The following is a 22457-nucleotide window of genomic DNA, read 5'->3' as shown; positions in this document are numbered from 1 at the left end:
AAAATTGATTAAAAAATATTCTTTGATTTCGGTCAGTTTAATTATTTCTCTTGCCTGTGTATGTTATGTAAATTACATATTTGTTGTTTTTGTGGTGTTAGGTAACGATTTTTTAAATTGATGAGGCATAAAAGTCGACTGAGTAGCGTTTTTATTTTTGGGTTCGTGATTAAATCTTTGGTACTTATCTATGCTATTCAAAGGTATCGAAGTATTGATGTTTGAAAAAACAAGTGGCTTTGAAAGGAACAAAGAGCAACTCGCACTACTTAGACTCATTAATTGGTTATTGAAATTAGGGCTGATTTTTTTCGGCACAGAGTTATTCGATTTAACTTGGCCGCCCAAAGAGTTGAGCTATGTACTTTTAGTCGAGTTCATTTATGTCGTTGCTTGCTTTCGATATCGATTCCAATGTATTAATACACCTTCCATTTTATTTAGTACCTTACTGTTAGATACATTGTTCTGGGCTATCTGGCTGTTTTATACAGGTGGTGCGACGAATGCGTTTGTATCATTATTGCTATTACCCATTGCTATAGGTGCTGTCACCCTTTCTCGCTGGGCACCGTGGGTATTGACGTTCCTCTCTACTGGGTTATATACCTTGATGATGTTTACTATGCCTGAAAACCGTATCCGTCATCATGGTATGGACATGAGTTCACATTACCTTGGAATGTGGTTTAATTTTGTTATTTCAGCCTTGGTGCTCACAATTACTGTCGGTTATATCGCTAAGCGAGTCAGGCAAAAAAATGCCCAGCTCAGCTACTTGCGAGAGGCGCAACTTAGACAAGAAAAGTTGCTTGCACTCGGCACAGCCTCTGCTCAAATCGCACACCAAATGGCTACGCCTCTGGCTACGTTACGCTTACTTGTTGATGAATTAGCTGAAGAAGGTGTCGCAACTGATATCGAACCTGATATGCAACAAGCCTTACTTCGATGTGAGGCGACATTGGCTGATTTGCGTCATGCAACAGAATCGATAAGAGAGCAAAAACGTGTTGCCACACCTATTCATCATTTTGTTGAAGATTTACGCGATAGAGTGCAATTACTGATGCCAGAAACGCAATTGGTGATTGAGCAAAGTGAATTGCTCCATTCAGCCACAATCAATACTGATGCCAGTGTACTGCCTGCTTTTTTAGCCTTAATCGACAACGCAGCTCGTGCGAGTGTTGAAAATATCAATCTTGCTAAAGTGATGCTGACTGTTGTGAGCTCTTCTCCACAAGAGGTGTGCGTTAATATTCGCGACTTTGGCAAAGGAATGGGGGCACAGCAGTTGGCTGAACTAGGACAGAATGTCGTAAGCGATCCAAAAGGAATGGGAATAGGGGTGTTATTGAGCCATGCCAGTTTTGAGCGTTTGGGCGGTCAGTTTAGTTTGTGTCAGCATCAAGAGGGCGGAACGATTGCATCAGTGACCTTGCCTGTGACCAATAATAATTTATAAGGTGGTGTGCAGTATGAACAAATTACTGATTATTGAAGATGACCAAGCATTATCATCAACTTTGGCAAGGCGATTAACTAAACAGGGATTTGAATGCGTTCAATGTCATGATGCAAGTAATGGGTTACTCATGGCGAGGCAGTTTATGCCGAGCCATATTTTACTTGATATGAAAATTGCTGATCACAATGGCTTAACCCTGATTAAACCGTTACGTCAGTACTTGCCAAAGGTCAAAATGGTACTTCTTACTGGATATGCCAGTATTGCCACAGCGGTTGAGGCAATAAGGTTAGGGGCGGATAATTACTTAGCTAAACCCGTAGATACGCAAACCTTGCTAAATGCGCTTGCAGCAGAAGTCGAACCAGAGGTTCAAGCTGAATTTACAGATCAACCATTAAGTCCGAAGCGATTAGAGTGGGAGCATATTCAGCAAGTGCTGGCGAATAATAATGGTAATGTGTCAGAAACTGCCAGAGTATTGGGGATGCATCGCCGTACATTGCAGCGTAAGTTACTTAAAAAGCCGGTAGCGGATAATCGATGTGCCTAATGCGATTCTCCTATTATTGTTTATTTAGTTAGTGGTTAATTTGGAAGTTATTGTGTAAGTTTTGCTGGTTCATATAGTCCTTAATCAGCACCATAGCACGTTCATAAACTGGGCCTAATGGATGGCGTCGACTAGACAGGCAATCGACAGTGTTTATCCAGCCGTTGGGTTCGTAATCAATATCGAGTTTGATAAGCCTTCCTTGTTCAATGGCGCTTTGCACCATCTCCTCAGGTAATATCGACCAACCAATGCCTTGCTGAGTTAATTCATTAATGATGTTGTGATTGCTGGCATACCAATGTTGCGAGCTAATACCATTGCTAAACCAAAGCTCTTGCCCTTGAGTAGCACGAAGGACTACCTGACGATGATGGCGAAGGTCTATATCTTTAATGCCGTGCATGTTTGATAACGGATGCTCAGGCGCCGCCACCGTGATAAAACGTGTATAACCCACCGTAGTAAAGTCAGCTTGATGGTGGATTTTACCATCCGCGTAAACAATGCCGATATGAGCGCTACCTTCCTCAATGAGTGTGCCGATATCTAATGTCGATTCAGCAATGATTTCTATATTGGTGATAGGAAACTCATCAGCAAGCAATGCCAGTTGCCCCAGCAGTGCAGGGCTAATTAGACTTTCTTCAATGGCGATAACTAGCTCATGTTCATGTTGCTGCTCAAGCGAGGCAATTTTTTGTTCTAAATGGAGTTGTTGCAGCATCAATGCCTTTACGACAGGTAAAAGGGCTTCACCTTCAGATGTCAGCTCTGGAATATTGCTACTTCGGTCAAATAAGGTTTGATTGATACTAATTTCTAAATTGGCGATCGCTTGGCTAATGCCTGATTGAGCTCGGTTAAGTTTTCTTGCGGCAGCTGAAAATGACCCTGTTTCACATACTGTAATAAATATTCTTAGTTGCTCGAAACTATACATTGCCCGCTCTCAATCTTTATCTCAACCCTATTAAGGTATCACTATTCGTGATGGCTGTTAACTTTTGTTGATGGATTAAGCTTGCCATAATCTTGCTTGTTTTCAGCTATAGAGTCGAATCTATAGCATCAGCAGAGGTTAATATGTCTACGTTAGAGCGTGTGTTTCATGCGGTGTTGTTTGAGTTTTTGGCCATTGTTGGTTCAGTGATTGGATTGATGTTGTTTACTGAACATGAATTGGCTTCCCTTTCAGGAACAATGATAGCTATTGCGACAATCGCCATGGGCTGGAATTTTGTATTTAATCTTGGGTTTGACCGTTTCTTTACTGGAGCTCGTGAAAAGAGAACCGTAAAACAGCGCGTAATACAAATTGCCTTGTTTGAAAGTGGTTTATTGATACTAACCATTCCTGTGATGGCCTATATTTTAAAAATTAGCCTGATAGAGGCTTTTTGGCTAGATATCAGTGTGACCTTGTTCATCACAGTCTATGCCTATGTTTACAATTATGCTTATGATCATATTCGCGCCAGCATCATCAATAAACGGCAAGCTCATGAGCCCTTAAAGCTATCATGATATTGCCGCTTACTAAGCGCATGTGCATATTGTCGTTAGTCGTATGCGCTAAAGGTGTTACTTTGGCGCATCGGCTTTTTTACTTGAGACCACTTCAGAAGCCAGCTTAACAATAGGAACTAATGCGGCGATTCCTCCTTCACTAAAGGCTTTAATATCTTTGCCAATGCGCTGCATTCGCTCTACCGTAATGGTGACATCTTCAGCAGTGTTCGTGAGTTCTGTTTTGAGACTCTCAGCAAGTGCATCCCTAATTTCCATAGCAGCGGCATCAGGTTGATGATTTGAATGGGCAAGAAGCAATAATCCAGGAATAACTGTAAATGTGCCGTTCAAGGCCACTAACCACCATGCTTTTTGTGCATATATGCCCAGGTCAGCAATGCTCAGATAAATAGCGACATTTAGCGCTAATACGGTTAAGGCAAAAAAAGACATGGCAATGGCCAGTAAAAAAGCGGCTTTGCGTTGATGTTTAAGCTCAGTTTTTAATAAGCTTTTTTCAAGGCTATACAGCATTTGAATTTTTTCAAAATCCATCTTCATGTTGAGTCCTTTTGGAAAATTCTGTTGCAAAAAATAAATGAAAATATTTAGTGAATTTAATTTGTTATGGCAATCAACTATAGCTGAGTATGGGGGAAATGTAACTTTGCTCGCTGATATGAGTCATTTAACGATAAAACATTCAACGCATTACCAGTGTTTGTCATCAAGTTGTATTACTGCCTCAATAACCTTATGCCAAGGTGACAAAAGTAAGTTAATTAGGCATAGAGCATGGGAAAGTTTTCGTTTGAGCATTCTTTTGAAATAGACACTTTGCAGCGGCTGATTGCTAAACACCAAGGGCTATTTCGTCACCAATCATTATTTGATACCCATTATCGAGGAAAGCCGCTTTCAATTACCGCCATTGAGCTTGGACATCAAGAGTCACCTTGCCCGACAGTGTTGTTTGTTGGTGGTATTCATGGGGTAGAGCGCATTGGCGCCCAAGTCGTATTGTCATTTTTAGACAGTTTATTGAATCGATTAGCGTGGGATAAGCACTTACAAATCTTGTTAAAGCAAGTGCGGTTAGCTTTTGTACCAGTGGCTAACCCTGTGGGCTTTTTACAAGGCTCACGCAGTAATGGTAATCATGTTGACTTGATGCGTAATGCTCCCATCGATGCTGAAGAAAAAGTCACCTTCCTAGCCGGCGGACACCGCATCAGTAGCAAGTTGCCTTGGTATCGTGGTCAAAATGGCATGGAGGCAGAAACTCAAGTATTAGTGGATTATGTGCGCGAGTTACAGGGCACCAGTACCAGTGTCATCGCGCTAGATGCGCACTCTGGTTTTGGCTTAGCAGATCATATTTGGTTCCCTTATGCTCATACTCGCAGGCCCTTTGAAGGCATGGGCTATATCTACCACTTAAAGCAATTATTCGACCGTGGTTATCCGCATCATGGGCATTATAAAGTTGCACCGCAAAGTCACTATTATCAGACACACGGTGACATTTGGGATTACCTTGCCAAAACTCATCCCAGTAAAGTCCCTTTTGTGCCATTGACATTAGAGATGGGCTCCTGGGCTTGGGTAAAAAAGAATCCACGGCAAATATTTAATTTTTCGGGTTATTTTAATCCGCAGAAACCCCACCGTCACCACAGGATATTGCGCCGTCATGTTGTATTGATGCAATTTTTGATTGAAGCGGCTTTTTCTCAGACTCTTGAAGGAATCAGCGCCGAGCAATATTTAGGTTTACAAACTGATGCACAAAGGCATTGGTCTAAAAAACGTTAAGCGATATATTAGTGTCACTATAGTTTGTTGGTAGGTTAAATTTCACACTGAGGTAGTCGATGGCAACGTGGGTTTTACTGCGAGGGTTAATGCGAGATAGTCGTCATTGGTATGGCTTTGATACGCAATTACGTCAAGCGGGCATTAATTTGCTGACACCTGATGCCACTGGCAATGGGGAACTTGCTGATAGAAATAGTCCGTTAAATATCCGAGATTATTGCGATGATATCTGGCACCAAATAGATAAAGGCTTAGCTAAGAACCCAGATTATAGTCGAGAGTTAGTGGTCGTTGGCGTGTCGATGGGTGGCATGATCGCATTAGAAATGGCAAGACAACGTCACAAACAAGTACGTCATGCTGTATTGATTAATTCAAGTGCAGCTAACTTATCCCCGTGGTATCAGCGCTTTCAGTTAATGCCGTTAGTGGATGCTATTTGGCATCGCCATAAAGCAAAAGAGTTAAGTTTTGTAGAATCCTGCGTGCTTAACTACACCACAGTCACTAAAGCCCATGATGAAAAAGTCATTAAAGATTGGGGAAACATGCGTAGTCAATTACATACCCGTGTACTTAATGGCGCAAGGCAGATATATGCAGCTGCTCGCTATCAGTGTTCTTGGTTTGGTCACTGTAAAGTGAGTATTATTGTGGCGAATCAAGATAAGTTAGCCAACCCTAAATGTAGTGAAGCATTAGCCAAATTTTATCACACTGAATTGTTGCGTGTAGATCACTGCGGCCATGACGCAAGCCTAGATCAGCCTGAACAAATACAACAGCTTATTGAAATGGCGTTATCAAGGTCTTGATTTATGCTTTAGCGTTAATTGAGTCAACCTTGCTTGAGGTCACTGCTTTTGCTTATTACTGATTGCTGTGTGCTAGATAACGTTAAATTAATCAAAACACAGTATAATCAAAGCTAGGTTATGTTGATTGGAAGATGATGTGCTGACAAAAATACTAGTCACGTTATTAGTTATAGCGGGGGCTTTTGCCTATATTCGCAGTGGTCGAGGCACTAAAGTGAGCAACAATGATAAGTTGCTGGCAGGTGAAAATTCACCTTTTTTCAGCCGTGTTGTTATTTACGCCATGATTGCGGTATCCATGTTGGCCTCTGCTGGATATTGGGGCTGGACTTGGTATGACGATAACACCATCGTTGAAGTCACAATTTCCTCTCCAGTTGAAGCCATGTCTGCTAGCTATCAAGTTCGCAAAAAAGACATTGAAGCCCAGCGCATCACCACAGTTGATGGTATTCAAATTCGATTATCAAACCAAGAACGGTTAACGGTAAAAGCAACAGAGAGTCAGTAATAGCCAGTAAACTATTGGTCTAAAAACTTATGCTGTAACGCAGCTGTTGGTACCATACACGCCTGTTTTTTACCAAATAGGCGGTATCGATTTTTGGCAACTAAACGATAGGCGTAATCCCGAATTATCTTGGGTAACACGCTAAACCCCCTACATAAATACCAAAATCCAGATAGATCTTTTGTTATCTCTAACGCTGCATCACTGCGTAAAAAAAACTTATCACCTTTGATTAGAATAAATGAATCATTACTGACTCCCTCCAACTGATGTTTGGCGATTAGCGATTGTGCTGTTTGGCTTTGCATCGGGGTGAACAAAAACACATCTTTATGGTCACGTTGAATGATAAAGCTAACCGTACCATTGCAAAGGTTGCACACGCCATCGAAGATAATAATATGCTTTGGGATAACCTATTCCTTATGGAGTTAGAGATGGTGATTAAGAAAGGAGGAGTTTGTTAATGCTCAAATATTATCATATCCGGGCTTTTAGATTTTATTGGTTTAGATAAATGGAAACTTGTTAGTATTCCCCCAATTAAAGCACCAGCCGACAAAGTGTTGAGGCTTTTAATTTGCGTTGAACTGGGGAGTTGGATTTAAGCTTTTTCAGCTATAACTTCTATTTGAGATAAGCCTTTAACTAAAATATGGGTTTGATAATAATACTTATCGGTTCTTTTCCCTTTAGAGTAAAAGTCTATTTTTTGCCTTTTAGCTTGGCCTTTTATCATGATTTATTTCGTTAATTCAATCTCTTAACTTTATTGTTGATTTAATTTAAATCAGATTATTAGCTAATAATCATTCTTTTCCAATCCACACAAAATCTCGTAAATGTCTTCAGCAAAGGGGGTATTTATATTTGTGGATCAATACCTAACACTTTCTTGGCATTTCAAGCGGGACGTTTATCTTACTGACACTTTGGCTTTCTAATGTGAATTTAACCGTAATAGTAAATAAGCTGCCAACCCCTAATCCTTCTGAGACTGAGCTAATTCACACCTTTGTCTGTTTAATACTGTTATACCAGTGCGAAATTATGAGGTGATAAGTTGCCATAAAGCAGTCTCGTGAGGCAGAGTTTTGTTCTCGTTCGCTAAATTTTTACGCTGATTTGCATTGCTAAAAGGCGAGACTAGGCATTAAAGTGAGCAACATTGATAAGTTGCTGATAGGTGAAAATTCACCTTTTTTTAGCCGTGTTGTTAGTTAACCTTGTACAGCTCATTTTTTCTGAAATTGTATGAAAATGATGTAAAAATAGCATTCCCCTACTTATAAACCATATAAAGGAAGCGTTTAAAATGATGAAGTACCTTCTTACTATGCTGTTTGCTTTTTCTGTGTCTTTACAGGCTTATGCCGCCACTCAAGTGACATATAACAAAGAGCTTGATGGGTTCGAGTATCCATTTGAAGTCAATACTTTTGATTTCAACTCTCAGAATCAAGATTTGCAAATGCGCTATATGGATACAGGCAATAAGAGTGCAAAGAAAGTTGCTGTGTTATTACATGGCAAAAACTTTTCTGGTTATTACTGGGAAAGAGTGGCTAAAGACCTATTAGAGAAGGGCTATAGAGTCGTGATACCAGACCAAATTGGATTTGGTAAATCAACTAAACCAGCGTTTTATCAGTATAGTTTTGGTCAGCTTGCCTTAAATACGAAGTTAATATTGGATCATTTAGGGGTTGAAGAAATAACACTTGTAGGCCATTCCATGGGAGGGATGTTAGCGACAACGTTTGCCGTTAATTACCCTACATTAGTGAAAAAGCTTATCTTGATAAACCCAATTGGTTTAGAGGATTATGGTCAGTATGCGCAATTTAAAGACGTAAACTTTTTTTATAAAAGAGAACTCGCAAAGACGTTAGACAAGGCTAGAAACTACCAGAAAAAAAATTATTATGATGGCAAGTGGTCTAGTGAATATGAACAACTCTTAGTGCCTTTAAAAGGAATGCTAGCTGGGGCTGATTGGGAAGCGGTTGCTTGGAATAACGCATTAACTTACGGGCCGATTTTTTCTGAAAATATTGTGGATAGGCTTTCACAAGTGACCAGTCAAACATTTTTGATTATTGGTACTAGAGATACCACAGGCCCTGGTAGAGGTTGGCTTAAAGATGGGGTAACAAAGACGTTGGGTGAATATAAAGCGCTGGGTAAGCAGGCTAACGACCTAGTTAAAGGTTCAGTATTGTTTGAGCTTGAAGGGTTAGGTCATATGCCGCAATATGAAGATTATGATGTTTTTATAAAAGCTTTTAACAAAGCACTTGAGCACTAGTCTTTAATCTAACAAGGTGAAATAGCTTATGGGCAATAAATAACGTCATACCTATTTCATCTTGCATAAGATTAACGGTTTTTACACTAAGGCGTTTTCATTTTAAATGAGTTTGTAGCGTGTATTAAGACATGGATGTAACTCATACAGCGACAAATTAAGCATAGTAGTCAGTAAAAGGGAGTTTAACGATGGCACTTTTTTCTATTTCAATTGGGGCAATAATATTCTTAGTATCATTAATTTGGATGATGTTATATACCCAATTATCTTCGAGTGATAATGCATTATTTGTGGCAATGGTGGGAATGCTACCGATTATATTCGGTTTATTTATTGCGATTCCAAGTACCTTATACCGCACCATTTTTGTATTAATAAATAAACCTAAGCAATCATTGATAGAGAAAGTCATTTTAACGATGGGCTTAGCAATGACACTGCTGTTTGGGGCTGCCTTAGTGGATATTATTTTTCGATAACTTACTGAAAACAGCAGTTCTATTCTTGACTCTCTACCGCTATCACCATTCGCCTAAAACCATACTTTTCAGCCTATTCCATAGAGGGTAAAGCCTTATATCAATGACTCTATTTTTGTTGTTACTTGCCCCAATTGACACAATATTCAATAAAGTGTTTGAGTAGCGGGCTCTGATATTTGTCTTTGTGAAGTAATACCCAAAACTCTCTTGGCATTTCAATCGGGACATTCACCTTGCTGACGCGTTGGCTTTTTAATGCATGCTGGGCTGCGATATTCGATAAGCAGCCAAACCCAAGTCCTGCAGCCACGGAATTGATCAGTGCCTCTGTGGTATTAAGTTCAATACTTTGATGCCATTGTTTAATGTGTGGGGCTAAGTTTTGAATAAAACTGTCCCTAGAGCCTGAGCCTTGCTCTCTGAGTACCCACTCACTGTTTTCAAGTTCTGATAATGCAACATGTTCTTTTGCTGCAAATGGGTGCGATGGAGCACAAATAATACACATGGCATCGCCACTAAAAGGCACCGCAATGATGTCAGGGTGATGTGGCTTACCTTCAATAAGACCAATATCGAGTTCATAATCAATGAGTTTTTGGCAAATATGTGCAGAGTTTGAGACAAATAAACTTTGGGTTTGCTGAGGTGTTATTTGCTTAAATCCGCTTAATATACTCGGCGATAAATGATTACCTATGGTGTCACTGCTTCCGACCCGTAAAACGCCTGATAAGCCTTGGTCTTGGTCAAACACATGATTGATGTGTTGTAGGCGGTTAATTAACTCATCGGCCAAGGGGAGTAATTTTTTACCTTCTTGATTCAAGATTAAGCGATTATTTACTCGGTCAAATAACGGGTGGCCGAGTTGTTTTTCTAGTTCGGCTAACGACAAACTGACAGCTGCTTTTGAGACAAATAATGTTTCAGCAGCAGCGGTGAGCGTTTTGTGCTGAGTAATCGCATTGAAAACATTGAGCTGTTTAAACGAGATATGTGCTGACATAACGTGAGCCTTAGTGGTTTATAAACCTTATTATAAACGGTTACCTTAACCGTTAAGTATATCTTAACCTAGGTTTTAAAATGTTAGATGTAAATAAACGTTTAGCAAGCGTAAGATCAACTTAATTGAAAAGACAGCTCGTTTGCTCCAATGGTTTTTGAGCAAGTAGGTCAACGACATTGAGGTGATTATGTTACAAACAACCAAAGTTAAATTGCTTGCAGCACCAACACCTATGGCTGGTCTTGCACTTGGCATTGCGAGTTTAGGTTGGTGCTGGGAAAATTTTGCAGACATACAAGGATATGGCCAGTTACTTGGCGCCTTGCTAGCCAGTGTGTTGCTGCTGGTGTTGACCGTAAAATATTTAATTCATTCTGACACCCTTAAAGCTGATTTAGCTCATCCTGTGGTCGGCAGCGTTGTGCCAACTTTTGCGATGGCCTTGATGGTCGTATCAAATGCGTTGGGGCATTACTCACTGATTTTAGGTGATAGTTTATGGCTTGTGGGTCTTGGGTTACATGTCGTCTTTTTAGTCACCTTTATCTATCATCGCGCAAAGGATTTTGAGCTCCACCACATGGTACCAAGTTGGTTTGTGCCACCCGTTGGAATTATCGTTGCTGACGTATCGTTTTCAGGTACAGGGGCGCTTAGTTTATTGGCAAACTCTGCCTTAATATTTGGTATGTTGGCTTATGCGGTAATGCTGCCGATGATGATTTATCGCTTAATGTTCACCCATGAAGTCCCAGATGCTGCGAAACCAACAATTGCCATTTTGGCCGCGCCTGCCAGTTTATCGTTAGCGGGATATTTAACGGTAACAGCATCACCATCACCACTTATTGTTGCTTTACTATTTGGTATTGGCGTACTGATGACAGCGATTATTTACTTAGCTTTTTTCAAATTACTGCAGCTCCCATTTAGCCCAGGTTATGCGGCTTTTACCTTCCCGATGGTGATTGGTGCGACAGCGTTATTTAAGATGATTGAATGGATGCAAAGCATTGGCATGGCCAGTCAATATATTCAGCAAGTACAGTTACTGGCAACGATTGAGCTAACCATTGCTACGCTAGCGGTGAGTTATGTGGCAATCAGATATGCGTACTTTTTTAACAGCCAGCGTCATTTAACGGTTTAATCTGCCGTTGACTTAACGGCTTCACTATTTTGGGTATCTGATTGAGCCTCAGTTATATCGGTTTCAGTTAATGAACCATGATTATCTTTTAATGGCTCAATCATCAAGGTGTGCTCAATCTCAGTAGGTAATAATGGTGTATTTTGATGTGTCACATATTGCTGATAACCACTTCGGTAGTAAGGCGACAAAGGATGACCCGATTGCCCCCCAGGTATGGTCATAATTGCATCTTGCTCAGCACCTGGCTGCACAATAAAGCGCTGTGAAGCACCAAACGATTTACCTTGAACTGCAGGCATAAAGCTATCACCAAAACCATCAACACTTGGCATATCTAACCAACGACTGAGTTGAGGGATCTGTTTTGAAAAAGGGTGTTGGATTAGCAGTTGGTTGACCTTTCCCCAGCGTAGATCTGATAGCTTTTGATGCTTACTATACTTGGCGAATAAAGCCTGTTTGGCATCGTTATATGCGCTTAGTGCAAAGGCCTGCCAATGAGGTTGAGCTTTAGGTAGCCAACTGGCTGGTTGCTGCTCGATGATTTGCCACATTGGGGTTTCAAGGTATCGTTTTATCACTGACAAGCCGCTTTCTCTTTCTTTGAGCTCTGTTTCGATAGGGGCAAATGTTTGATCTATTAGCGCCGTTCTAAAGTGTCTGACTAATGTGTAGCCCACTGAATCAGCACAAGCGCAGTGGCCCCAATTGGCAATCAGTTTTATGTCTTCGGCATATTCAACAGGGTATTCACTCAATATTTGCAGTAAATATTGCTGCCAAGGTGCTAAAAAAAGTGCTTCATTATCGAGCTGTAACTGATAAAAATCGGCTTCGCTAAAGTTTGAACTTGCTAATAGGCGATCACGTATCTGTACGCCGCGAGCGCCAAGCGCATAACCGCCATCTCCAAAGCGTAATTGCTCTTCGCTAGATAAAACGCGAGAGTTTGCTGTCCATATACGTTGGTTATCAGGATTTATCACCTCAGGCATAACGGCTTGTTGCAGTTGCCATTTTGAAGATTGAAAATTGCTTGGTGACTGGGCTGTATTCGAAGGGTTGTCACGAGCGGGAACTGCCCCTGCGATTGTCCAGCCTGCATTACCTTGATTATCTGCCAGCAACATATTTTGTGCTGGGATCCCAATTTCTGTTGCAAGTGCGCTGGCTTGCTCAACAGTCTCTGCGGTTTCTAATGACAATAACGCCATGTTAACCGCGTAATCAGCATGCCCCACCCAAGATAGTGCATAATTAACACCGGCTACTGTTTTTACTGGACCAAATTCACTAACTTGAATCGTATAGTTCACTTGATCGTTAGGCAGTTCGATAGGTTCATATTCAATATCGATTGCTGTATCAGGGCTAATTTCAATCCAGTCAGCCGTGTCGATGTAACTGTTGGTAAAGCCCCAAGCGAGTTTGCCATTAGAACCAACGACTATCGCAGGTGCGCCCGGAAGGCTTACTCCTGTGATTTGGTGTGATGATTTATCTGAAACAGGTGGATTAGATTTTGCTGAATCTTGAGCTGCACTTGTTTGGTAATTGAGTTGTGCACGATACCAAATAATGGGTACCGCAAAGGATAAATGCATGTCATCGGACAACATTGCGCGGCCGGAATCGGTTAATTGCCCCGTTACTGCCCAATTGTTACTGCCTACTTCTACTGGTTCTTCAATCGCCTGAGTTATCGCACTCAGTAAAATATCGTCCTCGAGAGCGGGAATATCTCCTTGATACAGCGGTATTTGGCTTTCATCTAAGGCGGCTTGGTGATGACTTGGCTGGATTAAAAAATCGACCATTTCGTTGCCAAAGGCTTGCTGCAATTGGGTTAACGCCATATCACGTTTAATTGTATTACCTTGTAAATCTAGGTACATACTATAAATCACTAACAAGCTGTCAGTTTCATGCCATTCTCGTGGGCTAGACTGTGTCAGCAAGTACTCAAATGAGCGCACAGTTTGTTCTGCTAATGCATGATTTACCCCTTGGGTATATGCACTAAGCATGGCTTTATCTTGCTGTGGTAGTTGCTCAAAAATGTTTTGTGCTCGCATTCTTAATTGATGAAAACGTTTGTTTTTATCCAATTTAAGTGCGGCTTTGCCAAATATTTCAGCCAATTCGCCAGCGGCATTTCGGCGCAATAAGTCCATTTGAAAAAATCGATCTTGGCTATGTGCATACCCCAAAGCATAGGCTGCATCTTTGCGGTTACTGGCGGTAATGATTGCGGTGCCTAATGTGTCTCGTTCAATGGTTAGTGGAGCTGAAATGTCGTCACTCACTACCGTGGCTGATAACGAGGGCATGCTTAAACGCAGGGTGCTATAAATAGCCAGAATGATAATACCGACTAGCAATAACACTATGGCTAGTGAATATTTGGTGAACTTAGATTGTAAAACCCGGTTAAGGCTAAAAGACATGATTTCTTACCCAGTAAAGTGAACCTGTCTATCATAACCAAGGTTATCGAATTGTTAAAAGTGATTTTTGAATATAGTGTGTAAAAAAGCAAAGTAGAAAGAATCAGTTAGCCTCACTTTTGGGTAAAGCTAACGGTTTCGAAGAAGGCGGGTTACGTTACTGACTTATTTTGGCTTTAAACTTCGCTTTGGTTTCTGCATTGGCTTTGTTGTACCAGTAATCCAGCATTTCACTGATTTCAGCTTGGTCTTCAGCAATTGTTTTTGGGGTAATCACCTGTGGTTGAGCTGGCGCAACTGTACTGGCTGACGCTACGTTAGTCGGTACTGTGTTCGTTGGTGCAAATGCAGCAACCGAGGCAAGCTGTTGTGTTTGATTGTAGGTGAGTAATTCTTCTTGATAATCTCGACCTAGCTGTAATCCATCTTTACGTAAAATGTCGGCTTGATATGCCACTGAATTACTTTGATTACTCCTCAGAGTGACTGATGGGGTGTTATTGAACTTATTCGCTGCATTTTTATTGCGAATGCTAGGTAGCGATAATTCATATTCAGCGTTATTGGCATCAAAGGTTAAAATGACAGGGTCTGAGTTAAACTGGGTTTGCATGCCACTATCGCGGTAATTGATAACGTAGCGAAACACGATTTGGTTAGTGCCTTCTACTAAAGTGACTTCACGGCCGCCATCAAACGTCTGGCCATTCAATACTTTGACTTCGGCACTGCTAGGTAATTTCAATATGCTGGCAGCAAAAGACATAGGGCTGACGAGTGATAAAAATAGTGTGATAACGAGTGTAGTGAAAAGTGGCTTAGAGGTCATAGTATTCCCATTTAGGCAAGGGTAGCTAACGCAGCTTGTACCTTGTATTAATGCATAAAAGCTCTGGTTAAGTTATAGCAAATCTTGCGATAGTTACATAATGACAAAATTGTTATTTAGCGATTAATGACTCAAACTTAGCTTTTTATAATCAAAGAACTTTCTATGTTCTGGACCTGCCAAATTAGTATTAACCTTATTAGGGTGCTTATGCTCGCCCCAACTAGCCACATGCGTGCCGACATTTAACACAGGAAAACTGTGGTTAAGGCTGGCATTAATACGATTTTCGCTTACTCCAATAAAACGCAGTAGTTGCGTTAGGCTATCTGGTTCGCTTAGTGTAATTGTGAGTAAATCATCACGTTGCGCAAAATAATTTAATACACCTTGCTGATGCCTTAGATAGCATGCTTTAAGCCGTGCTTCATCGAGTAAGTTGTCAGCGTTAATATCCCCAAAAGTTTGTTTAAAGCTACGTTTTAATATTGGATGAAACGTGCCAGTTTTTTCTAGCAAGTTAGGTTTCATTTTAGTGAGTAACATTTGAATTGAGGATACCCACTTATCAAGCGGCCTATCGATATAAACAAATTTGGCATCAGGAAACAGCTTGTCTAATTGGGGATAATCACAAAAGCAAGGTACATCTGATACCACATCGGCAACTTCAAAGGCACGTTTAGTGAGCCCAATATGGGCGACTTTAAACCCGTAATCTAATAATGCAACACTGACGCTGGTGGTGCCAGTACGTGGCAAACCAATAATAAAAACTTTACTCATAAATGCACTCAGGTTGGCAAAGGGCGATATAGGGAAGGTGGGCAAGTACCATTATGACTGTCACTTCTTATGCTTGTATTTGAGGTCACTGCTTGCTGCATTAGGCATTGCAACTATCAATAAGTAGCCAGCCGAACTTTAACTTAGGTTCTGTACAGCACTTTAATTATATGTTTAATCTAATACAAAAAGATAGTAACTTTTTATCGGTTATAGTATGTCTCAGTGTTTGGAGTTTTAACTCAATAAAAATATAAACAATAAGCTGATTAAAAAATTATTTTACAGTGGCTTAACTTTGAATTGTCTACCCAATTTTGACGAGATATATCTTCTGAAATACACCAAATCATTACAAAAATAAAAAAGCCGACTATAATTGTCGGCTTTTTTATTTTCAAACTTGAGAAAGAGCTTATCCACCTCGTACAGGCCGTATAATATTTCAATAAATTATGCAGCTGGCAATACAAATTCCGCTTGTAGTTCATGTAACATTTCAAACGTGTTCATGTACTTAACCCCGAGAATTTCACAGACATTAGGTATATGTATCTTCTTTTTAATATCTCTTTTGTAAACTTCCTGAGTGACGATTGTTGCACCGGTAGTCATTGCTGTAGCTATAAGCCAAGGGTCGGCTCCAGACATAAACTCTTCATGTGTGCCTTGCTTCATCTGCGTCATGCCAAAAACAGTCTGAACTACCACACCAAAATTAGTCTGAATCTGCGAGTCACTTTCAGGCATAAAAATATGCTGGTTGTTTCTAACCCATTCTTCTAATAAGTCATTACCATTTAGCAGTTCATCTTTTACCATTTCAATACTTATGATTTCACCTTTTTCGTGAGCTTTAAGCAGCCACTCCCAGTATGCGGGGCAAATAGTCATGCCGTAGTAGCGCCCTTTTGCTTCGATAAAGGTATTAGCATCTAGTAAAAACTTCATAATGGTAATGTACTCGCAAATTTTCCTATTGAACTCGGGGTGATTCCTAGAACTCGGCCAGCATCTCTTAATAGCAATCTACCGCTTCTAGCCTCTGTTACAACAGCTTGAGCTAATTTGACACTATTCTTTGCCCCAGCAGAGCGGTAGAAATTACCACCTCCACCATCTTTGTTTTTAAACTTGTCAAGTTCGCTTTTGTAGAAGTCGGAGTATGCCTCATAACTAATAATTCCAGAGTCAAAAGCTCGTTTAGCTATAACGACTTTGCTTACATGAAACTGACTAGCAAGTATGGTTAAGTTTGTTATTAGGCTTTCATTTTTTGACCATAGTTTCAAAATTTGATTTTCAGGAACTAAAAACTCCCCAGCTACTGAATTACAGTACTTTTCTTCGGCTGCATCACTTCGCTCAAGATTGGATATTCCGCTACTTCCTAGCCAAATATGAGCTAATTCATGTATAAAGGTGAATAAGCGAGCGGAAGGTGCGTCCGAACTATTAATAAAGATAACAGGGGCGTAAGGGTCACAAATTGCAAAACCTCTAAACTCGGAAACTTGAAGCTTTCTATGAGTGTTATTACCAACGATGCCGCTTCGCATAACCAGAATACCAGCAGCCTCAGCTCCTTCAATCAGAGCCTTATAATATTCTTCCCAGCTGCCACGTTCTGGCGTAGGAACGCCTATAGCATCTCTAATAGCTTTAGCAGCTTTAGGTATTGGAGTTTGTATAGGTAAACTGCCAACGTAGGGTACTTGTTCAGCTTCATTGGATATTAAATAATCTTTGTACCAATTTTGCTTTGTAAGCACCTGGGTTATTACATCTCTTAGCTCAGGGCTAGGCTGGCTAAGTTCCCTCCCTTCAACAGTGCGAAGGTCTGGTATTGGAAAATTTTCAATTGGAGGTTTTGGGAGAAAAAAATAACCGAATGGAGTGTGAGTGCATTTCGCAAGCTTCTGAGCTTGCTTAAAAGTTGGTTTAGCTCTTCCGTGCTCCCAATCCATTACTTTTTCGAGCTTTACTTTCATTTTATCAGCAAGCACAGTTTCGCTTAGACCAGACCTATTTCTAGCCCAGCTGATTAACATTGGGTTTACGTGTGCTTGAGTTGCCATTCTTAACATTTACTTTCTGATTTCAGTCCATTGAATCATAACCCCCCATAGCGATTCTAGAAAGGGAATGTAATAATAATTACAAAATATTAACGCTTTTTTTCATTTAAGCCAACTTATCTTTGATTTTTATTGAAATATCAAGGGAGCTATATCGGTGCTTTATATTTGAAATGGATAGGGATATTTTGTGTTATCAATAGACCATAGCCTAAAGACAGCATTCGAACATATCAAAAACTGTATTCAATAAAGTGGTTTCTGCCTAAAGATACCAGTGTTATCATAATCTCTAGAGTCTAATGAGAGCAATTAAATGATAATTAACTACATTCGAATATCTACAGTAGAGCAGAACATAGACCGTCAGCAGATTGATGCTGATAAAACTTATATTGATAAGGTAAGTGGTTCGGCTACAAACAGAGCTGAGCTTGAAAGTTTAAAGGATTTCGCTCGAAAGGGTGATGTAGTGACAGTCCATGATATTTCTCGTTTGGCTCGTAATATTAAGAATTTGATTGAGCTTATAGATTTTTTTAATGATAAAGGTGTGGATGTTCAGTTTAGAAAAGAGCAGATGACATTTACTGCCGATAAGAAAAACCCAATGAACTCATTAATGCTTAATCTACTTGGTTCAGTTTACCAATTTGAGCGCGAGATGATGCTGGAGCGTCAAAAAGAGGGGATTCAAAAGGCTCAACTAAAAGGGAAATACTCGGGCAGAAAGTCAACTGTTGATTATGAAGCAATTAAAGTAGAGCTGGAGCAGGGATTATCCATTCGAAAGACCGCTGCGAAACTGGGTTATTCGGTCGCTACTATCTCGAGAGCAAGTAAGAAAATGAAAGAAACCATCTCGGGCGCATAGGCACAGCAAGGACAGGGCAACATCAAAGCACTCAAATGAGTGCTTTTTTTATACCTGTAAATCAGCAAAAGCACGTCAGAAAAGCACGTATAAATAGAGTTGTAATCAGAGAGAGAAGATTGACACTTCTCCGTGTGATGACAGCTTTGTGAAAAAGCAGCACTTGCTAGTAAGTGTTTCCTGAAAAACTAGCTCACGGAACGGCGCGTGATTAAAGCATAGCCGCATAACCTAATAGAGATTTCAATTATGACAACAAAGACTCGTAAAACTTCAGCGGAGTTGAGCAAAGTGCATCGCGAAAATACAAAGCAGAAAGTAGAAAGCTTAAAGACGTATTCCGAATTCATGACAATTCTAGCCAACGATGCTACAGCGGAAGAATCCAGATTTCTAACTCAAATCAGCGCCAAATTAAAAGACGTGAAAACACATAGATTAATCACCGAATGGAAAGCATTCAAGAAAAATCACAGCGTCAAAGATTCGGAATTGCTAACACTTACTAAGCCAAACAAAGTGGCAGCGGTGTTTGTAAATCACTTAATTACGCAAGACTTATCCGATACCACAATAACTGCATTGGACTTAAAAGAATGAACAAAAACCTAAACCTATACGGAAAGCTTTCAGAGCAAATGCCGTACGTCGAGAAAGACATTTTCGACAATGCTTTCGAACTAACGGAAATAATGGTTGCGCTGAGTGAAGGCGAGTTGGTGTTCGCATTGGAATTAGTGAGCACCATTAAAAATTCTCTGGGCATCGACCATACGCTAGCCGAGATTCAATTACTTGAGTCGGTTACTCTAATTTGGGACTACGACGGAATCTCGCTTTACGTACACTGGAGTGAATATATTGAGCAGTTCAAGCTGACTAAAAACCAGCGTGAAAACATTCTGAATTCAGAACACGTTCAAGGCTTTTGGGAGTATCTGAACTAATGAAACAAACACATTCTAATCTAGTATTTCAAGATGCCGAGTCCGCAAAATCTTTAAAATTAATCAATGTGGTTGGTCGGTTTGAAAACAATAAAATATCTTTTTTAAACGACCACGGTGTCGGTTTGAAGCACCGCGCATTGGAGAGTGCAGGGGTCGGGTTTAAATTGTCTAAGGTAGATAGTAATAACAACTATTACATTGTAGGCATGGCTGACGGCTCGACGTTGAACTCTAGCGCGGTCTCGGTCAGCGAAAGTGCTATTGGTCATGTTATCGACAAGGAAAATGATATTGATTATGAAAATGAAATGGTTCGAGTGCCACATAAAGATTTTATGGACAATTACCTCGACGATGCAATGGAGTTGGTCGTAACAACCAACGCGTTAGACCATTTCCATACAGTAGGAATGGTCTCGGTTGATGGAAACGTTTACGCGCTAGAACCTGAGTACGAATCTGTATCCGACTTTGATGTGACATTTGTCGGTGACGAAAGCGATAGCGAATTCGTCAACGACACTCCTTTCGCACCATATGCTGAGATTGATATATCCACAATGAAGGCGAGAGAGTTAATTGATTTAACTCGGATGCTAGCGATTGAAGATGGAGATGCGGTTGATAACGCCGTTACCATCACTCAACCGCAGGTCACTGTGCGTAAGCCGATAACGAATAGCAATGCTAGTCCGAGTCATAAGAGTGCCGCAGCCTTAGCTACCGCAGCTTTGCAGGAGTCAGGAGTTACGTTTGATACAGCTATAAACGTATCCACTGCCGATATGATTGCTGGAGCGCTACGATGAATATTGAGCTGAACAATGCAAAAGCATTTAAAAAAGATGTTTGGCACTACGATGTCACAGCGATAACGCGGATGGTTGTTTTATCTGGTAATTCTCTTTTATCGAATTTCCTGCACTCAGAGCTTGGACAAAGTTGTACGAAATCTCAGTTTGATAAAGCATGTGAACGTTACCGAACTCGGGTCGAAAATAAGCAAAAATTCGAGGAAAGAATGATTAACCAAAAGCTATTAGAAGCGGCTTATCGAGAATCGCTAGTGGGTAAATGGTGTGTCACAAATACAAATTCTGGTGAAAGTTTTTTGTTGGTCGGTACTAATCATAAACCCCGCTTTGTCTCCTATAAACAGCTAGCAGAGGAATTCGGTGATGCTGGTGGTTATGCAACTCTTAACGCTGGTCTTTACGATACATTTAAAATTGAGCAAGTTAACTCCGCTATCGCGCACAAAATCAAGTCTTGCAACTCCGTCGATTACGCTTAAATAACACCGTTTTACACAGATTTACACCAACTAATAAATTAGTAGGCGGCGCTCTGCCGTCTGTTATTTGGAGAATGTATGGCATTTACAAAAGATAATGCAAAAGCAGCTCAGGCTCGTGGAGTCGAGCAACGCAAGAGAAATACAGTCATTAAGAACAATGCAATGGAGTCTCTAGTGAGCAGCTTTGACCTCAAAGCAAAGCTGCCAATCGAAATGGCGAAAGATGTTTATAAAGATGCTTTTCTACAGCAACAGAAATTCCAGCACGAACTTGAGCTAATCGAAGCAAAAAAGAATGCGGCTATAGAAATAGAAATGGCAAAGTTCCAAGCAAATATTGAATTGATTGAAGCTGACGAGCAGGCGGAGTCGGCTAATGAATAGAGCAGCACGCAAAGCACTTAAACGTAAAGCTGCACGTAAAGCAGTAAGCAGACTCGATTCTAACGGCTACGAGCGCGTGAACGACGGCACAACAGTGTTCTACGGCACAACTGCTCAGATACTCGCAAAATACGGAACAGCTCAACAAACTACTTACAAGGAAACTAAACATGATTAATGAACCAAGCTCAAATGTGTTGAAATCGCTAATGAGACAATATGGATTAACCGCACAATTTAATGAATCAATAAATCGTTGGTACTTGATTATTCCAACACTGATAGGCTCATTCTTTGTTATAGAGAATTATCAGGCTGAGAACGGAACACATCTACTAGCGTCTACGAGAAGTAATGAATATATCAAGCTACCGAATGATGGTTTAACTAAGGCATTATTCGATGTGTTTGATACGGTCGGTGTCCACGAGTCTGCGCCGACTAAGCAAGATTTTACCCTGCTTAAACTGTAAGGTTATTGCGTAGTATTAAATTAATTTCCTAGTTTGTTTATAAAATGAAAATCTCGGGTTATCCTATTTATTCCTCACAAACACCAAGGAAATAACGTGTCTATTGAAAAACTAGAAATAGTAATAAAAAGAAAGAAAAGAAGTCTGATTCAAGCACTGTCAGATGAAGAGTTACTTGAAGTGAATACACTCGTAAGTAGCGAGTACAAGCGCAGATTTAGTAAGTGCTATTATCGTTACCAAGTTTCACCAACGAAAGTTCAGTGGCTTGTAGAGCCCTACATCGGAAAAGTAAAAAATAAAAGTTTTCATTCTTTTCTAGTTCGCCAAAGTAAGAGTAAAAGAGCTGCTGATAAAAACAAGTTGCAAGCAGTCTATAAAAGTAATCTTAAGTTTGATGCCAAAAAGCTTCTTAGTAGTGAAGAGCTTGAAAGTGAGTATCACGAAGCTCAGCAAAAGAGTCAGTCGCTCAATGTTATTGATTCATCCATCAAATACGAAAAGCAAAACCTTGAGATTTTACCCCTAGTATCTTAGTTAGATTCACTCCTCAACTAACACTCAAGCTATCATCTAATCCATATCAAGTTTTACTTGATATGCAGCATCGTGAGCGCAGCGAACTCAATCACTCGATACGTAGAAGACGTTTGAGCAGCTACGCTGCAATGTCGCTACGCTCCATTATCTTGATTGCT

The 22457-nt window shown here is 40.4% G+C and carries 28 protein-coding genes; 18 read left to right on the top strand and 10 right to left on the bottom strand.

All coding sequences use genetic code 11. The features are described from left to right. Positions 1-217: 217 nt before the first annotated feature. The gene (locus tag AN944_RS11495; protein ID WP_055024856.1) at positions 218-1468 is read left to right on the top strand and encodes a sensor histidine kinase KdpD; all 1251 of its coding nucleotides are present in this window, start codon (positions 218-220) and stop codon (positions 1466-1468) included. Positions 1469-1481: 13 nt separating this feature from the next. Further along, the gene (locus tag AN944_RS11490; RefSeq protein ID WP_055024762.1) at positions 1482-2024 is read left to right on the top strand and encodes a response regulator transcription factor; all 543 of its coding nucleotides are present in this window, start codon (positions 1482-1484) and stop codon (positions 2022-2024) included. Between the two features lie 28 nt (positions 2025-2052). Here the strand turns inward: AN944_RS11490 and AN944_RS11485 are convergent, their stop codons facing one another. Beyond that, positions 2053-2967: a LysR family transcriptional regulator gene (locus AN944_RS11485; protein ID WP_055024761.1), complete on the bottom strand. Its 915-nt coding sequence runs from the start codon at positions 2965-2967 to the stop codon at positions 2053-2055. A gap of 143 nt (positions 2968-3110) precedes the next feature. Between AN944_RS11485 and AN944_RS11480 the strand changes: the two genes are divergently transcribed. After that, positions 3111-3551 (top strand): PACE efflux transporter, encoded by a 441-nt coding sequence (locus AN944_RS11480; RefSeq protein WP_055024760.1) that lies wholly within the window; start codon positions 3111-3113, stop codon positions 3549-3551. A gap of 57 nt (positions 3552-3608) precedes the next feature. Here AN944_RS11480 and AN944_RS11475 read toward each other — a convergent pair whose 3' ends face one another. Beyond that, entirely contained in the window at positions 3609-4097 is a 489-nt protein-coding gene (locus tag AN944_RS11475) for a hypothetical protein (protein WP_055024759.1), read from the bottom strand. 234 nt (positions 4098-4331) lie between these two features. Between AN944_RS11475 and AN944_RS11470 the strand changes: the two genes are divergently transcribed. The 3 genes from AN944_RS11470 to AN944_RS11460 all read left to right on the top strand — a co-directional run bounded on the left by AN944_RS11470 (position 4332) and on the right by AN944_RS11460 (position 6683). Next, entirely contained in the window at positions 4332-5351 is a 1020-nt protein-coding gene (locus AN944_RS11470; RefSeq protein ID WP_055024758.1) for a M14 family zinc carboxypeptidase, read from the top strand. A gap of 59 nt (positions 5352-5410) precedes the next feature. Further along, positions 5411-6169, top strand: a complete 759-nt coding sequence (locus tag AN944_RS11465; protein WP_055024757.1) for an alpha/beta fold hydrolase — start codon at positions 5411-5413, stop codon at positions 6167-6169. A gap of 139 nt (positions 6170-6308) precedes the next feature. After that, on the top strand, positions 6309-6683 hold the full coding sequence (locus tag AN944_RS11460) for a hypothetical protein (protein WP_055024855.1): 375 nt from the start codon (positions 6309-6311) through the stop codon (positions 6681-6683). Positions 6684-6694: 11 nt separating this feature from the next. Here AN944_RS11460 and AN944_RS11455 read toward each other — a convergent pair whose 3' ends face one another. Together AN944_RS11455 and AN944_RS21970 are read right to left on the bottom strand one after the other, a co-directional pair. Further along, on the bottom strand, positions 6695-7078 hold the full coding sequence (locus AN944_RS11455) for a thiol-disulfide oxidoreductase DCC family protein (RefSeq protein WP_268788276.1): 384 nt from the start codon (positions 7076-7078) through the stop codon (positions 6695-6697). Positions 7079-7287: 209 nt separating this feature from the next. Continuing rightward, positions 7288-7422: a hypothetical protein gene (locus AN944_RS21970; protein ID WP_268788272.1), complete on the bottom strand. Its 135-nt coding sequence runs from the start codon at positions 7420-7422 to the stop codon at positions 7288-7290. Positions 7423-7998: 576 nt separating this feature from the next. Here AN944_RS21970 and AN944_RS11450 point away from each other — a divergent pair. Then, positions 7999-8991: an alpha/beta fold hydrolase gene (locus AN944_RS11450; protein WP_055024755.1), complete on the top strand. Its 993-nt coding sequence runs from the start codon at positions 7999-8001 to the stop codon at positions 8989-8991. A gap of 191 nt (positions 8992-9182) precedes the next feature. Beyond that, positions 9183-9473 carry a hypothetical protein gene (locus AN944_RS11445; protein ID WP_055024754.1) on the top strand — a complete coding sequence of 97 codons (291 nt, stop codon included), beginning with the start codon at positions 9183-9185 and terminating at the stop codon, positions 9471-9473. A 121-nt stretch (positions 9474-9594) separates the two neighbouring features. On the opposite strand, the gene AN944_RS11440 is transcribed toward AN944_RS11445, so the two are convergent. After that, the gene (locus tag AN944_RS11440) at positions 9595-10485 is read right to left on the bottom strand and encodes a LysR substrate-binding domain-containing protein (protein ID WP_055024753.1); all 891 of its coding nucleotides are present in this window, start codon (positions 10483-10485) and stop codon (positions 9595-9597) included. Positions 10486-10675: 190 nt separating this feature from the next. On the opposite strand from AN944_RS11440, the gene AN944_RS11435 reads away from it, so the two are divergent. Next, positions 10676-11638 carry a TDT family transporter gene (locus tag AN944_RS11435; protein WP_055024752.1) on the top strand — a complete coding sequence of 321 codons (963 nt, stop codon included), beginning with the start codon at positions 10676-10678 and terminating at the stop codon, positions 11636-11638. Here AN944_RS11435 and AN944_RS11430 read toward each other — a convergent pair. The 5 genes from AN944_RS11430 to AN944_RS11410 all read right to left on the bottom strand — a co-directional run bounded on the left by AN944_RS11430 (position 11635) and on the right by AN944_RS11410 (position 17781). After that, on the bottom strand, positions 11635-14088 hold the full coding sequence (locus AN944_RS11430; protein WP_082419995.1) for a penicillin acylase family protein: 2454 nt from the start codon (positions 14086-14088) through the stop codon (positions 11635-11637). The two genes, AN944_RS11435 and AN944_RS11430, sit on opposite strands and share 4 nt — an antisense overlap. Positions 14089-14245: 157 nt before the next feature. Continuing rightward, on the bottom strand, positions 14246-14917 hold the full coding sequence (locus tag AN944_RS11425; RefSeq protein WP_055024751.1) for a DUF2057 domain-containing protein: 672 nt from the start codon (positions 14915-14917) through the stop codon (positions 14246-14248). A gap of 123 nt (positions 14918-15040) precedes the next feature. Then, positions 15041-15703 carry a sulfotransferase family protein gene (locus AN944_RS11420; protein ID WP_055024750.1) on the bottom strand — a complete coding sequence of 221 codons (663 nt, stop codon included), beginning with the start codon at positions 15701-15703 and terminating at the stop codon, positions 15041-15043. A gap of 453 nt (positions 15704-16156) precedes the next feature. Next, positions 16157-16654: a DUF4411 family protein gene (locus AN944_RS11415; protein ID WP_055024749.1), complete on the bottom strand. Its 498-nt coding sequence runs from the start codon at positions 16652-16654 to the stop codon at positions 16157-16159. Beyond that, on the bottom strand, positions 16651-17781 hold the full coding sequence (locus tag AN944_RS11410) for an ImmA/IrrE family metallo-endopeptidase (protein WP_055024854.1): 1131 nt from the start codon (positions 17779-17781) through the stop codon (positions 16651-16653). The genes AN944_RS11415 and AN944_RS11410 overlap by 4 nt, the downstream gene beginning before the upstream one ends. A gap of 316 nt (positions 17782-18097) precedes the next feature. On the opposite strand from AN944_RS11410, the gene AN944_RS11405 reads away from it, so the two are divergent. The 9 genes from AN944_RS11405 (at position 18098) to AN944_RS11365 (ending at position 22296) form a co-directional block, all read left to right on the top strand. Further along, entirely contained in the window at positions 18098-18655 is a 558-nt protein-coding gene (locus AN944_RS11405; RefSeq protein ID WP_055024748.1) for a recombinase family protein, read from the top strand. A 249-nt stretch (positions 18656-18904) separates the two neighbouring features. Continuing rightward, positions 18905-19255 carry a hypothetical protein gene (locus tag AN944_RS11400; RefSeq protein ID WP_055024747.1) on the top strand — a complete coding sequence of 117 codons (351 nt, stop codon included), beginning with the start codon at positions 18905-18907 and terminating at the stop codon, positions 19253-19255. Continuing rightward, on the top strand, positions 19252-19602 hold the full coding sequence (locus AN944_RS11395) for a hypothetical protein (RefSeq protein ID WP_055024746.1): 351 nt from the start codon (positions 19252-19254) through the stop codon (positions 19600-19602). The genes AN944_RS11400 and AN944_RS11395 overlap by 4 nt, the downstream gene beginning before the upstream one ends. A 227-nt stretch (positions 19603-19829) precedes the next feature. Further along, entirely contained in the window at positions 19830-20414 is a 585-nt protein-coding gene (locus tag AN944_RS11390; protein WP_144430180.1) for a hypothetical protein, read from the top strand. Further along, complete coding sequence (locus AN944_RS11385) at positions 20411-20899, top strand: hypothetical protein (protein WP_055024744.1); 489 nt, start codon at positions 20411-20413, stop codon at positions 20897-20899. Before AN944_RS11390 ends, AN944_RS11385 begins: the two co-directional genes overlap by 4 nt. Positions 20900-20977: 78 nt before the next feature. Then, positions 20978-21286, top strand: a complete 309-nt coding sequence (locus AN944_RS11380; protein WP_055024743.1) for a hypothetical protein — start codon at positions 20978-20980, stop codon at positions 21284-21286. After that, the gene (locus AN944_RS11375) at positions 21279-21464 is read left to right on the top strand and encodes a hypothetical protein (protein WP_055024742.1); all 186 of its coding nucleotides are present in this window, start codon (positions 21279-21281) and stop codon (positions 21462-21464) included. Before AN944_RS11380 ends, AN944_RS11375 begins: the two co-directional genes overlap by 8 nt. After that, positions 21457-21759: a hypothetical protein gene (locus AN944_RS11370; RefSeq protein WP_055024741.1), complete on the top strand. Its 303-nt coding sequence runs from the start codon at positions 21457-21459 to the stop codon at positions 21757-21759. Before AN944_RS11375 ends, AN944_RS11370 begins: the two co-directional genes overlap by 8 nt. 96 nt (positions 21760-21855) lie before the next feature. Then, positions 21856-22296 (top strand): hypothetical protein, encoded by a 441-nt coding sequence (locus tag AN944_RS11365; protein WP_055024740.1) that lies wholly within the window; start codon positions 21856-21858, stop codon positions 22294-22296. The last annotated feature ends 161 nt before the right edge of the window (positions 22297-22457 follow it).

The organism is Shewanella sp. P1-14-1, from assembly GCF_001401775.1.
GTDB lineage: Bacteria > Pseudomonadota > Gammaproteobacteria > Enterobacterales > Shewanellaceae > Shewanella > Shewanella japonica.
Note: the sequence above shows the minus strand (reverse complement) of the source record. Positions and strands in the feature narration are given on the sequence as shown.

Coding starts and splice junctions, on each gene's coding strand:
- AN944_RS11495 (WP_055024856.1), top strand. CDS start 218: ATGTTTGAAAAAACAAGTGGCTTTGAAAGGAACAAAGAGCAACTCGCA.
- AN944_RS11490 (WP_055024762.1), top strand. CDS start 1,482: ATGAACAAATTACTGATTATTGAAGATGACCAAGCATTATCATCAACT.
- AN944_RS11485 (WP_055024761.1), bottom strand. CDS start 2,967: ATGTATAGTTTCGAGCAACTAAGAATATTTATTACAGTATGTGAAACA.
- AN944_RS11480 (WP_055024760.1), top strand. CDS start 3,111: ATGTCTACGTTAGAGCGTGTGTTTCATGCGGTGTTGTTTGAGTTTTTG.
- AN944_RS11475 (WP_055024759.1), bottom strand. CDS start 4,097: ATGAAGATGGATTTTGAAAAAATTCAAATGCTGTATAGCCTTGAAAAA.
- AN944_RS11470 (WP_055024758.1), top strand. CDS start 4,332: ATGGGAAAGTTTTCGTTTGAGCATTCTTTTGAAATAGACACTTTGCAG.
- AN944_RS11465 (WP_055024757.1), top strand. CDS start 5,411: ATGGCAACGTGGGTTTTACTGCGAGGGTTAATGCGAGATAGTCGTCAT.
- AN944_RS21970 (WP_268788272.1), bottom strand. CDS start 7,422: ATGATAAAAGGCCAAGCTAAAAGGCAAAAAATAGACTTTTACTCTAAA.
- AN944_RS11450 (WP_055024755.1), top strand. CDS start 7,999: ATGATGAAGTACCTTCTTACTATGCTGTTTGCTTTTTCTGTGTCTTTA.
- AN944_RS11445 (WP_055024754.1), top strand. CDS start 9,183: ATGGCACTTTTTTCTATTTCAATTGGGGCAATAATATTCTTAGTATCA.
- AN944_RS11440 (WP_055024753.1), bottom strand. CDS start 10,485: ATGTCAGCACATATCTCGTTTAAACAGCTCAATGTTTTCAATGCGATT.
- AN944_RS11435 (WP_055024752.1), top strand. CDS start 10,676: ATGTTACAAACAACCAAAGTTAAATTGCTTGCAGCACCAACACCTATG.
- AN944_RS11430 (WP_082419995.1), bottom strand. CDS start 14,088: ATGTCTTTTAGCCTTAACCGGGTTTTACAATCTAAGTTCACCAAATAT.
- AN944_RS11425 (WP_055024751.1), bottom strand. CDS start 14,917: ATGACCTCTAAGCCACTTTTCACTACACTCGTTATCACACTATTTTTA.
- AN944_RS11420 (WP_055024750.1), bottom strand. CDS start 15,703: ATGAGTAAAGTTTTTATTATTGGTTTGCCACGTACTGGCACCACCAGC.
- AN944_RS11415 (WP_055024749.1), bottom strand. CDS start 16,654: ATGAAGTTTTTACTAGATGCTAATACCTTTATCGAAGCAAAAGGGCGC.
- AN944_RS11410 (WP_055024854.1), bottom strand. CDS start 17,781: ATGGCAACTCAAGCACACGTAAACCCAATGTTAATCAGCTGGGCTAGA.
- AN944_RS11405 (WP_055024748.1), top strand. CDS start 18,098: ATGATAATTAACTACATTCGAATATCTACAGTAGAGCAGAACATAGAC.
- AN944_RS11400 (WP_055024747.1), top strand. CDS start 18,905: ATGACAACAAAGACTCGTAAAACTTCAGCGGAGTTGAGCAAAGTGCAT.
- AN944_RS11395 (WP_055024746.1), top strand. CDS start 19,252: ATGAACAAAAACCTAAACCTATACGGAAAGCTTTCAGAGCAAATGCCG.
- AN944_RS11385 (WP_055024744.1), top strand. CDS start 20,411: ATGAATATTGAGCTGAACAATGCAAAAGCATTTAAAAAAGATGTTTGG.
- AN944_RS11380 (WP_055024743.1), top strand. CDS start 20,978: ATGGCATTTACAAAAGATAATGCAAAAGCAGCTCAGGCTCGTGGAGTC.
- AN944_RS11375 (WP_055024742.1), top strand. CDS start 21,279: ATGAATAGAGCAGCACGCAAAGCACTTAAACGTAAAGCTGCACGTAAA.
- AN944_RS11370 (WP_055024741.1), top strand. CDS start 21,457: ATGATTAATGAACCAAGCTCAAATGTGTTGAAATCGCTAATGAGACAA.